Annotated in this window: 8 protein-coding genes; 4 read left to right on the top strand and 4 right to left on the bottom strand. The window is 56.8% G+C overall.

Translation table 11 applies throughout. From position 1 onward, the window contains the following. A partial coding sequence (locus Pan189_RS01330; RefSeq protein WP_145362173.1) for a DUF4347 domain-containing protein occupies nucleotides 1-1436 on the bottom strand: 1436 nt, incomplete at its 3' end. A 676-nt stretch (nucleotides 1437-2112) separates the two neighbouring features. Here Pan189_RS01330 and Pan189_RS01325 point away from each other — a divergent pair. From Pan189_RS01325 to Pan189_RS01310, 4 genes are read left to right on the top strand one after another with little or no spacing between them, the layout of a single operon-like run. Beyond that, nucleotides 2113-4083: a TolC family protein gene (locus tag Pan189_RS01325; RefSeq protein WP_310820921.1), complete on the top strand. Its 1971-nt coding sequence runs from the start codon at nucleotides 2113-2115 to the stop codon at nucleotides 4081-4083. Nucleotides 4084-4124: 41 nt separating this feature from the next. After that, complete coding sequence (locus tag Pan189_RS01320) at nucleotides 4125-4970, top strand: efflux RND transporter periplasmic adaptor subunit (RefSeq protein ID WP_145362171.1); 846 nt, start codon at nucleotides 4125-4127, stop codon at nucleotides 4968-4970. A gap of 53 nt (nucleotides 4971-5023) precedes the next feature. Then, entirely contained in the window at nucleotides 5024-6544 is a 1521-nt protein-coding gene (locus Pan189_RS01315; RefSeq protein ID WP_145362170.1) for an efflux RND transporter periplasmic adaptor subunit, read from the top strand. A 3-nt stretch (nucleotides 6545-6547) separates the two neighbouring features. Beyond that, on the top strand, nucleotides 6548-8701 hold the full coding sequence (locus Pan189_RS01310; protein ID WP_145362169.1) for a site-2 protease family protein: 2154 nt from the start codon (nucleotides 6548-6550) through the stop codon (nucleotides 8699-8701). Between the two features lie 44 nt (nucleotides 8702-8745). On the opposite strand, the gene Pan189_RS01305 is transcribed toward Pan189_RS01310, so the two are convergent. Genes Pan189_RS01305 through Pan189_RS01295 form a run of 3 tightly spaced genes read right to left on the bottom strand, consistent with a single transcriptional unit; the run spans nucleotide 8746 to nucleotide 11710 of the window. Beyond that, a complete protein-coding gene (locus tag Pan189_RS01305; RefSeq protein ID WP_145362168.1) occupies nucleotides 8746-10125 on the bottom strand; it encodes a lipopolysaccharide biosynthesis protein in 1380 nt (459 codons plus the stop codon). 21 nt (nucleotides 10126-10146) lie between these two features. Continuing rightward, the gene (locus tag Pan189_RS01300; RefSeq protein WP_145362167.1) at nucleotides 10147-10791 is read right to left on the bottom strand and encodes a PIG-L deacetylase family protein; all 645 of its coding nucleotides are present in this window, start codon (nucleotides 10789-10791) and stop codon (nucleotides 10147-10149) included. Between the two features lie 13 nt (nucleotides 10792-10804). Then, nucleotides 10805-11710 carry a sugar phosphate nucleotidyltransferase gene (locus tag Pan189_RS01295; protein WP_375154921.1) on the bottom strand — a complete coding sequence of 302 codons (906 nt, stop codon included), beginning with the start codon at nucleotides 11708-11710 and terminating at the stop codon, nucleotides 10805-10807. Between the last annotated feature and the right edge of the window lie 100 nt (nucleotides 11711-11810).

Genomic DNA, 11810 nt, shown 5'->3' with positions numbered 1-11810 from the left:
TTGAGTCCGCTTCCGCCGGAGATGCCGTCGTAAATGACGATCGCGTCGCCGCTGAGCGATTCGTAGGCGACCTGAATTTCAGTCCGGTCACCGGAGACCCCGGTGTCGAGCGTGACACTATTTCCCCATCCGGACCCGTCCCATATCAACGCGTATTCGTCCGCCGAGGAATTACTGACAACGAGCGTCATCTCGTCCGCCAGAGGATTGGACGCCAATTGCAGTTCGGTCGCTTCGCCACTTTGCGGCGTCGAAATCGTCTGCTCGGTACTCCAACTGCTGCCGTCCCAAACGCGATAGGAGATCGGCGAACTGCCGGTCGAGCCGTTATTCCAAACCAGTACCGCATCGCCGCTTTGTGACTCATATTCAATATCGAAGCCGTGATTCGTCCCGGAAGAGACGGTATCAAGCGAGAAGGGCAGGGCGGTCCATGATGAGCCGTCGAACATCTGACCGGAGATCGTGCCTGCCGAAGTGACTCCGACCGCGATCAACTCGTCCCGCGTGGGTGCCTCGGCACCGTCGATGATCCGCCATTGGCCGACATTCGCCGCGATTGACTCGGCTCCAAAGCTGATGCCGTCCCAATCGCTGACTTCTGGCGTGTTCGTGCCCGACTCGCCCCAGATCGCAGTGCCCGAAGTGCCGGCTTCGAGCAGGGCATCCCAAGTCTGTTGAGTCTGCGTGCTGAGGACAATTTCGGTCTCGATAAGGCCTTTCGCGTACTCAAGGTCCCAATCGCCGCCCCGGCTTTCGATCCCCGTTTCATCGGAACTGGCGGCGACGTCGCAATCGCATGTGGCTGAAAGAGCGCTCAGAAACGATCGGCCCGACGCGGTCGCGGCCAGGTCGCAACCGTAGAGCAGCAAATCGCCATCGGCCGCGAATGCCGAACCCCACGCGGCGATGGAGTCGGCGTCCTGAGCCAATCGGTCGGAGTCGAGCCAAGTGTCGCCGAGGCGGATTTCGCCATCGCGTCCGTGCGAGATCAGGTGCACGGCGTCGAGGTCATCTCGCTCAGCGAAGATCTCCGAGAGTTGTTCCACCCCATCGCGATTCGCATCGAGCAAAACGATTTCGATCTCGCGCATGGGGTCGTCGGAACCGGCGAGGTCATCGAGAATCTGCTGATAATCCTCGGTCGCCGGATCGACGATGACCAGCTCGTGACGGACGTCTTCGGGCACCGGCGGGAGAACATCGAGGTCAAAGAGCGGCTCGGCAGACACATCGGGGGAGCCATCCGCTTCGGTCAGTTCGTTCCCCTCGGGCGAATGCAACGGGTCGTCGCTTTCCGAAGCGTCGTCTCCGCCGCCATCGGGGAGTGCTCCATCGACGGCCACGCCGACCGGCGTGGCACTGAACATGATCCGCGGTTCCAGCCGCATCAGCAGGGGCGGCTGCTCATCGACGGGTCGGTTTCGGTTGGCCACACTTTCATCAGAGCCGGCGGTCCTGGATGAGACCGAGCGCAACAACGAATCGAGCAAGTTTGGAACATGTAGTGCCAAGGCAATCCTGGAGGGGTTGGAAGCTTGGGCAGGTTGTTCCAAAACCTACGAGGCAATTCGTTGGCAGGTCGTGTCGATCACGCCGCAGACGGCGGTTTGGGGCAATTAGGGCATTTGCGCTTTGTTGCATTATGGAAACACCGAAACATCGCTTCGATCGGAATCATCCGGAATCACAGCCGGCTCAATCGTGAATGACGGGGCAGCTTCGGTCGTGACGCGGCTCGGTCGTCGACGTAACCGTTCCCCGGGAAGGGCCTTGCATCAAATTTGGGGGTTTCCCCTAGCCTGGAGACCGACTCAAGTTCGCCGCATTCACTTGGGTGCAAAATCGATAGCGCCCGAATTATTCACACAATTAGTGTGATCGATCGCGTCGGATTAGGCCGATCCAATAGATGGGATACGCAGTAAATGCACGCTGTTGCGCTGCGCTTCCCAATCTGAATGCGAATACCGGCGATTGCGGCTGGAATCTGCCGCACTCAATGGCTCGCCACCATCAGGCAAAAAATTGCGATCGACACCTCAACATCGCAACGAAAGTCGACAACGGACCTCGACCTCGAGGAGCCCGTCCGCGACCGTTCTGGTTTACGTGGCGACGGCGCTGATATGCGTCGCGTCGGGTGTGCCGCAGTCGTTCGCGGGCGAGATGGATGACTATCGGTCGCTCACCTCGACCGCCGGCCGGGACGCTGCGGAAAACGGTCGATCTCGCCGCGGTTTTCAGTTCGGCCATAGCGTTCCGGCTGTTAGCGATTCGGCGGCGGCAGTGAACCATCGCCACACCAGCAGTGATCCCTATCGGTCCTACCGCTCATCCGAAGACGCGTCTTCATCACAAAACAGACGGCGAACCGAATTGATTCGGCCCACTGCCGGAGGCGCATCGGATCGGCAGGCCGTCGTCTCGGCAAGCTATGAAGGACGCGGGAAGATCAGCGGAGTCGAACAGATCGATTGGCGACCTCAACCGCAGGTTTCTGCCCCTGTCTCCGAAGATCAGCGAATCGAGCTGCCCTGGTGGTCTAATTATGTCACCCGCCCCTTTGACGATGAGACACAGCCGGTCTCCCTCACGTTGGACCTCGTGATCGCCGAAGCGCTCACGCATTCGCATCGCGTGAAGGAAATCGAAGTCACACCCTATATTCAGCAGACGTTTATTCCTGAGTCAATCGCCGAATTCGATTGGACGGCCTTCGCGGAATCGCGGCTCGATGACCTGAGTGACCCGGTTGGAAATACCTTAACGACAGGCGGGCCGACCCGGTTTCGTGATCTGTACGCCATCGGACGGGCGGGCATCCGCAGAAAATCTCAATGGGGCGGCGAGTTCGAGGCGGCTCAGCAACTGGCCTATCAAGACAATAACTCCGATTTCTTCGCGCCGCCCCAGCAGGGCACCGGCCAATTGCTGGTGAGCTTTACGCAGCCGTTCCTTCGCGGCAGCGGGCAGTCTTACAACGAAAGCCGAATCATTCTCGCAGGAATTAATAGCCAGACCGCCCGACAGGAAGGAATGGAAGAGCTTGCGAACCACTTATTCGAAGTCGCAAGAGCCTACTGGTCACTCTACCGGGCGCGATCATTCGTGCTGCAGCGAAGTCGATTGCTTAAGGAAGGCGAACGGGTCCTTCGGAAGCTCGAAGAGCGACGTGTGTTCGACGTCGCGGCTAACCAAATTGCCCGTGCCAGAGCGGCGGTGGCCGCCCGACGAGCGGGACTGACCCGCGCGTTCGCCGATTTACGGAGTGCCGAATCAAAATTACGCGCGCTGGTCAATTCCCCCATTTTAAGAAATGGGTCGCAGCAAGAGTTTGTGCCCGCGGAATTGCCGAGTGGCGAGCATTGGCACTTCGATCTCGAAACGTCCAGAGCGATGGCGATGGAAAATCGACCCGAGTTCGCGAAGAAATTATCCGATCTTGAGGCCGCCCGTGTCCGCGCAGGAATGGCCCGGCATGAACTGCTTCCCGTCCTCGACTTCGCCATGCAGGCTTACGTCTCCGGACTCGACGGCAATTCAGACATCGCACAGGGATTCGCGAATCAATATACCGTCGGTGAACCGAGTTATTCGGTCGGATTGTTCTTTGAAATCCCGCTGGGAAATCGCGCAGCTCAGGCCAAACTAAAGCGGCGTGAACTGGAGATGTCGCGGGCGTTAGCGAGTTTTCACACCACCGTGGCGGTCGGGATGTCCGAAGTCGAAATCGCCGTCCAAGAAACGGAAGCCACTTGGGAGGAAATGCAGAGCCGGCGTGAATCGATGGAAGCGGCCGCCACCGAAGTCGTCTATCTCGCGATGCGCTGGCAACTGGTTCCGGAAGACGAACGCGTTGCCTCGTTATTGCTCGAACAACTCTTGGACGCCCAGGACCGACTTGTCGCCGAGGAACAAGATTTTGTGACGGCTCAAGTTCGGCACGCCCTCGCCGTACTGGAGTGGAAGCGGAGCACCGGCACACTGCTTCAATATCTTGCACCGGGGCAGGCAAATCAAAAGCCCGCCCCGAGTGCCGTCAACATCGACGCCGGAACAATCGTGGACTCGGTGAATTAATCGGAAATCGGTCCCGCGCAAGCTGCTCACGGAACAAATATATGCTTAAAATTGATTCGATCACCGATTGTTTTAAGCGAGGCAAGTCGCGAATATGGGCGCTGGCTCTCTTAATTGCCGCAGCAACGTTTGTGGGGATTCCCAGCGCAGACGCCGAAGAACTGATCGGCTTCTCGGAGCCTTATCGCACCATCGACGTTGCCGCCTCGCAAATGGGGATCGTGAGCAAGATTCATGCAAGAGAGGGAGATCAGGTCTCCGCGGGAGACCTCGTCGGCGAACTCGATCATCGCGTGTTGGCGATTGCGTCTCGAATTGCAGAAAAGACGGCGACATCGCGCAGCGCGCTCCACGTGGCTGAAGCAGAAGCGAATCTCAGCCGCGAGCGGATGGACAACTTAAGGTCTCTGCACGCACGCAACGCGGCCAGCAATGAAGAACTCGAACGTGCCGAGATCGAGTTTCAAATTGCCCAGGCCCGGCTCAACGGTGCCGTCGAGTCGCTTGAGTTAAAGCAACTGGAGCATGAACGAGTTCTGGCGGAGATCGAACAGCGGATGATCCGCTCTCCCATCGACGGAGTTGTGATCCGCATCCATAGGGACGAGGGAGAGTTTACGTCGGCGAATCAACCCGACATCGCAACGGTCGTTGAATTAAATCCACTCGTCGCCGTGTTCTCCACGACGAGAGATTTGGCACGCAACCTGAAAACTGATGCGAGCGTGGAAGTCAAATTCGATGACCGTCAGAAGGCCCGTGGAATCATTGAATATATTTCACCCGTTACCGAAGCACGAAGCGGCACGGTTGAAGTTCGGGTCCGAATTCCAAACCCCCAGCTCAAGTTAAGAAGCGGAGAACGTTGCTCAATTAGGTCGAATTGAGCCATCCACCGGCCTGTTGAAAACACTACTGACCCATCTGCTCGAGTCGCGTCATGTCTCAATCACAATCAGACACGGGAAGCCCCCGAGCGACCGAAGCATCGGGTTCCGCATTAAGTCCGAAAATGGTCAACCTGAGTTCGACTCCAATTGCCCCAACCGCCGCTGCCGATCCAGGCTCCGCCCCCCCAGAAGACAAAACGAAGAAGTCACCGACGGTTTCTGAACTGCAAACGATCGTCGTAATTTCTGCTTTGCTTTCGCAAATCGAAGTCTGTGATTCGCTTCACGATTCGCTGCGCCGATTCGTTGAAGGGCTCCGTAACGCCATCGGCTGCGACGACGTCGTGCTCGGCCTGACGGAAGCTGAAGAATCAGTACCCACACTTGTCGCTATCGCATCACGGCCGAACCTTGCGAACTCTGAGGACAAAAACTTAGAAATCCAGGCTACATTGAACGAGGCGGTCATTCGGGACACCGTCACTGCGTGGCCGCCTCCGGACGATCAACACCGCCATGCGCTGCTCGCTCACAAGCAATTTGCTGAAGTGACTCGGACGAAAGGGTTGGTCAGTTTCCCACTGAAAGACCCGACCGGGAAGCTGCGGGGAGCGCTGCTACTTGTCTTAAAGAAAAACCCGCTCGCAGACCGCCGCGCCTTACAGATCGCCTCGTTGGCGGCTTCAAGGATCGCTGCGAGCATGGCAATCCTTAAAAAAGCAGACGGGGATAGAATAAGTCGGGCCGTCAGGAAATTGACGCGGATGACCCGAGTTCGCTCCACGACATTGTGGGTCGGACTACTGCTACTCGCAGTGGTGATCGGGTTGTTGCCCGTTCCGCACTCGGTCTCGTGCGAATGTGAAGTGCAGCCGACGGTCAAACGCTATGTGGCCGCCCCCTTCGACGTCGCGGTGGAGGAGGCTTTCGTCAGAGCCGGTGAAGAGGTTGAGGCAGGTGATTTGCTCGCCCGTCTCGATGGTCACGAAGTCGCACTAGCTTTAACCGGAGTCGAGTCGGAAATTCAGCAGGCGATGAAACGTCAGAATACACAGTTGGCCGAACGCGATTACGGTGCCGCCAGACTGACCCAGCTTGAGATCGATGAAATCACCGTTCGCAAGCAAATGCTGCAGCACCGTCTTGACTCGCTCGACGTGCGCAGCCCGATCGACGGTGTTATTATTGAAGGCGATTTGCAGCGAGCTGAAGGTGTTCAACTTTCGAAAGGGCAAACGCTTTTTCAAGTCGCGCCACTCGATCGCATGGTCGTCGAAATTGAGGTTCCGGAATCGGACATTCGCCTCATTAAGACTGACATGCCGGTCGACGTCAGCTTAGAAGCGGACGGATGGACCGAACGATCCGGGACCGTCGCACGCATCCTTCCGAGCTCTCAGCTTCGCAACCAGCGGAACGTGTTCGTCGCGGAAATCGAAGTCGAAAATAGTCAGAACGAATTGCGACCCGGAATGCGAGGATATGCGGAAGTCACGGGTGACTCGGCCCCACTGGCATGGACAATGATGCGACGCCCGGTTCATCGGCTGCTCTTCTGGTTGGGATGGTGAGCCATGACATCCAATTCTCAAGAGGATGCCCCTTTTTCAGGGGACCTTCGTCTCCAATTAATCCCGGACCTCACTTTCACCCCGCTCCGCGCACATCGCGGGGGTTGGGTGTATCAAATCGAGGTTCCTTCGCAGGACCAGTTCTTTCGCGTCGGCACCAAAGAGTATGCCCTCATCTCTTTGCTAGACGGGAGCCTGACGCTGGCTGAGGCTTACTCCCGCGCGCGTCAGAACACTCTTGGTGAAGACCTTTCAGCGGAAGAGTGCCAACATATCAGCCGCTGGCTGATCGACTCCGGACTCGTCGTTTCGCCCGATCTTAAGAACAGTCACTCGCAGAGGCATCAACGCGATGGCCAAGCCGGAATATTCGCCGGCGGAAATCCGTTGTTCTCCAAGATTCCGCTCTTCGGTCCCGACCCGTTCCTGCGCCGCTACAACACCCTGTTCGCCTGGATGCACTCACCGGTCATGGTCGCTGCCTGGTGCGTGGCCTGCCTGCTGGCGCTCTGGCAGATCTCATCGCACTCGATCCGTTTCGCGGTCGAATCGACCGGCATCTTTGCCCCCTCTCAATGGATATGGCTGCTCGGCGTATGGATGGTCTTAAAAATACTGCACGAGTTCTCTCACGCGGTGGCATGCCGACGATTCGGCATTAAGGTCGGCGAAGCCGGAGTGTTGCTATTTTTCTTTGCGCCGCTGGCCTACATCGACGTCACGTCGTCATGGCGACTGACGTCACGCTGGAAGCGCATCCAGATCGCGCTCGCCGGAATATATATTGAAACGTGGGTCGCGGCTATCGCGGCAATCTTGTGGGCGTCTATGGCACCCGGGCCTGTCAGTTCGTTGCTTTATTACACTGTGATTGTGGGCGGGGCGATTACCATCCTGTTTAACGCGAATCCGCTCATGCGTGCCGACGGCTACTATGTGCTGTCCGACCTCGTCGACATCCCGAACCTTTCGTCCGTCTCTCGCCAACATCTGCAGTCGGTCGTCACGTGGTTTCTAATTGGAAAACGAATTCCGCTATTGCCGTATCCAAGATGGAAGCGGCTGTTAATTCAGGTCTATGCGCCACTGAGTGGCCTATACCGTCTCTTCATTTACATCGTGCTCGCTTTGGGTTTTTCCAAAGCGATCGGCTTGCGAGCAGAGATTCTCGTCATTGCCGTGCTAGTTGGACTATTCTTTCGACCCGCCCAGCGCATCGTCGCTCAAGTGGTCGAAGAACGACACAACGGCACATTAAAGTCGACCCGTGCCCTTGCGGTTTCCACTGCGACGATCGTCACGATTGTCGCCCTCGTCTTCGTGTTGGCATGGCCGCAGCAATGCTCCGCCCCGGGCATCGTCGAGTTCTCGCCCCACGCGGACATCAGAGCGTCCACACCAGGGTTTCTCAAAAGCGTACACGTGTCGGTCGGCCAGAAAGTGACGCAAGGGATGCCTCTTGCGACTTTGATAAATGATGAAGTCGCTGAAGAATTCGAAACACTTCGATATGAAGTCGAAAGCTCCCAACTCCGCCAGGAACTTCTAATTAGACAAGGCGAAATGGCAGTCGCTCAAGTCGAACAGGAACGGCTGGTCGGATTGAAACAGCAATTGGCTGAGCAGCAAAGAGAAGTAGAGCAACTCACTTTAAAAGCCCCGGTCGACGGTGTGCTCGTCGAACCTGATCCGGCTTCACTGGTGGGTGTTTACTTCGAACGAGGTGACTCGATTTTGACGATCGGCGGACAAGACGGCAAATCGATTAAGGTCGTCGTTTCGCACATCTACTCCGACAGTCTTAAGAGAGCAAAGCCGGGAGAGTTGACCGTACATTTCCCCGGGCTTGGCAAGCGATCGGGTCGCTGTGAGCAATTTACGCCGACAGCGACAAGAGAACTCCACGACATGAAGTTATCTGCGGTCAACGGCGGACCGATCCCTGTTCGCCCCCCTTCCAATGCTACGGACGAAGCCAGCCCGCAAAGTCATGAAATGTTCGAGCCGCAGTTTTCTGCCACCGTTGAAATTATTGATCCGCCGCAGGATCTGGCCGTAGGGAACATCGGCTCGGTGCGCTGGCGAGGCGAAGCACGCTCGATCGGCCTCTGGTTCGTGGAGCGGGTCCGCACGTTCGTGGAGTCGAAAGTCAATTAAGACGCCTTCTCCGAAGCGAAACGGCTTCTCGAGTTGCTGATCGTTTAAGTCGTCGGGGTTGCGGCAGTGCAGGGCGCGCGTCCCTCTGACAGCACCGCAACAAGGCTGAGACCTTGCCAGGCGCCGCTGACGTAACTGCCGATGACAAGCGCGACGGCAGCTCCAGCGATCCCACCGAGCGGGACTGTGGCGATTCCCGCCAGAATTGTCGCGATTAAGCCGGCGACGGTGCCTTTAAAGGATGCATCGGGTCGCCCCAACGCCGCGAGCGTTCCGGCGAATACGACAATCCAGCCCCAGGCAATAACGGCGATCCCCAGAATGCGGACGACTCCCGCGGCGTGAGTGAAGTCAGGCCCGAACAGAATGAGTAAGAGCCAATCGGCCACGCAGAAGATCGTAATTGCCATGACCGATGTAATCGCCGTGAGCATGATAAACGATTTTCTGGCGTAGCTCGCAAGTGCCTCTTGCCCCTGTGTTCCCGCCTTTTCCGCTGAACGGGCCTCCAATAAATTGGCAAGCCCCAGTAAGAGCGGATTGGAGAGCAGCACGATATTTTCACAAGCTGTAAAAGTACCGGTCGCCGCCACGCCGACAAAATACAGAAGCAACCAACCGGGCACCTGGCCGTTAAGGCTACCCCCAAGTTGTGTCGCGAATGCCCAACGCCCGAAACGCCAATTGTGAGCCCAGTCCCCCCACGAATCGCGATAACCGATTAAGAAGTTTTTTCGCCAAAGAGCCAGCCACGCAAGTGAAGTCAGCAGCGCACCCCCGGCAACGACCAACAAAGCCGACGAGGCCGATAGAAATCCCGCGTAAGCAAGTAACGCGATTGTGAGCAATTGAAAAGCCGATGAGAAACCGTCGATCGCGAGGGCCGTTCCCATCTGCAGATGGGCGAAACAGTTTCGCCGCGCGAAGTCCCACAGCAAGACCGACGGTAGTACGATGGCGAGAACGCCCGCAATCAACGCCACTTCAGAATTAAGAACATAGAAGAAGGCGGCAGCTACGAGAGCAACAGCCGACGAGAATCCGCTCAGCACAAGGTGATGTAAGAGCGAGCTTCCGCGAAACCGCCTCGCGTCGTGCCGCGATCGCCAGAAGACGGTATAAGGCCGGCAAACCAATGACTCTTGCGTGCAAACGACGATAATTACCGCCGCAAAAGCAAGCGAATAGATGCCGAGGTCCGCCGGTCCGGCAAAGCGAGCCAACGCGACACCGATCAGAAATCGCGTCCCGCTGACTGTGGCTTGATCAAGCAGCGTGACAAGACCCAGGTTGCGTTCGATCAGGAGACTAAGTTGTTGCTTCAGCCGACTCGACAGTCTCCGTCTCGGCTCAGCAGTACGAGCGCGCGGCGGCTCTGAACCATCGGCCTCAGTATCTATTCGCGGCGGCGTGAGCTGTGCCATTATTGATGATCTTTGATCGAATTAAATGCACAACTTGCGACAGTACAGACCCTCCGCAAAACCCAAAGGTGACCCGCTCTCCAAGCCCCGGATTCGCATTAGCCCTTCAAACGTGGATCGGCTGAACCATTGTTTTTCCTGCTGCGACGGAAACGCTCGCAGCAGGACCTCTAACTTGCGACTTAACGTCTGCTCGTCGAGTGGGACATACATGTTGGGCTTACCGAGGTCGCCCTCGTACTTCGGGATCTCATATTCCCAAATAACGTGATTGCGGAACGTGCACCAGGCGAGATCGGCCAGCACGCGATGATCCTGATGATCGTCCTCCCTTCGATGCGTCAGCACGATGTCCGGCGCACAGCGATTCTTAAGCTGTGAGAACCAGCGTTTCATCGATTCATATTCGGCAGGGAAGAAGCTGTCGGTGAAACCTTGCACTTCAATTTCGAAGTCGCTGCAATCTGCGAGGATCGACTCGGCCGCAGCACGGGCCTCCGACTCTCTCTGTGTCCCAGCACCACTGAAAACAATCCAGCGGATTTTCGCGTTCGGATATTGCTCGATCAATCGGAGAATCGTTCCCCCGCATCCAATTTCAATGTCATCGGGATGGGCGCCCAGACAGAGAATCTCACGAACGTCGTTAAATTGAAGCGACAACATGGATGATCACCGACTAAGTCGTTTGAAGCGAGGGAGCCGAATTGACTTCGTTTAACCCAACCCGTTGCCCGACTTCGTCGGCGAGTTCACTCACGTCTCTCGCCAATCGATCCTCGGGCTCTTCGACAGCGCCCGAATCCGTACGGCGGCTCTCATTCTTCCACAGTTCCCAAGGGGTCTCACTGCGGGCATACATGTCATCGAGCAACTGCTTTTCCTTAAAGGTATCCATACAGGCGAAGAAACCTTCGTGTCGCAGACTGCTGAGCTTTTCAGCCTCAATTAATCGGCGGAACGGTTGTTCAACCAGCTCCTCGCCATTCCGCATATAGCTGAAGACAGATTGATCGAGGACGAAGAAGCCCGCATTAATCCACAGATCGCTGTCTTTCACCGAGTCAATGCGCGAGACGCTTCCCTCCGGTTCCGTAACGACCGTATGGAACGATTGCGTTGGCTGCACCGACAGGAATGTCGCCACCGAATTACGACGCTCATGTAGATCGATCAAGTTCGGCAAGTGAACATCGCACAACCCGTCCGTGTAGTTAGCCAGGAAGGTCTGTTCGCCTTCCAGGTAAGGTTCGACCGCCTTAAGACGCTCACCGATGCACTTTGTTGCACCGGTATCGACGAATGTGATTCGCCAGTCATGGATATCGCTGGCCAGCAAATCGACAGACTTGTCGTCGCCCGAAAGGACGAAGTCATTCGAAGCGCACTCATCGTACTCAAGAAAATACTGCTTAATTACATCGGCCTTCCAGCCGAGGCAAAGGATGAAGTCTTTATGCCCGAAGTGGGCGTAGTACTTCATCACATGCCACAACACCGGCCGATAACCGATATCCACCATCGGCTTAGGGATCGACTCCGAGTATTCTCGGAGTCGCATGCCCATTCCGCCACAGAACAACACGACTTTCACTGGTTTCTCCCGCGTGACATCTTCTGAGAAAATTGATCGCCGAGTTGCCGGCTCAGGACATCCCTGTCCTCCAAGTTAATTCCTGTGAATT

The sequence above is a fragment of the Stratiformator vulcanicus genome (genome assembly GCF_007744515.1).
In the GTDB taxonomy this organism is placed as follows: domain Bacteria; phylum Planctomycetota; class Planctomycetia; order Planctomycetales; family Planctomycetaceae; genus Stratiformator; species Stratiformator vulcanicus.
The sequence above is the reverse complement of the archived record's forward strand: the minus strand, read 5'-3'. Positions and strand labels throughout refer to the sequence as shown.

Coding starts and splice junctions, on each gene's coding strand:
- Pan189_RS01320 (WP_145362171.1), top strand. CDS start 4,125: ATGCTTAAAATTGATTCGATCACCGATTGTTTTAAGCGAGGCAAGTCG.
- Pan189_RS01315 (WP_145362170.1), top strand. CDS start 5,024: ATGTCTCAATCACAATCAGACACGGGAAGCCCCCGAGCGACCGAAGCA.
- Pan189_RS01300 (WP_145362167.1), bottom strand. CDS start 10,791: ATGTTGTCGCTTCAATTTAACGACGTTCGTGAGATTCTCTGTCTGGGC.
- Pan189_RS01305 (WP_145362168.1), bottom strand. CDS start 10,125: ATGGCACAGCTCACGCCGCCGCGAATAGATACTGAGGCCGATGGTTCA.
- Pan189_RS01310 (WP_145362169.1), top strand. CDS start 6,548: ATGACATCCAATTCTCAAGAGGATGCCCCTTTTTCAGGGGACCTTCGT.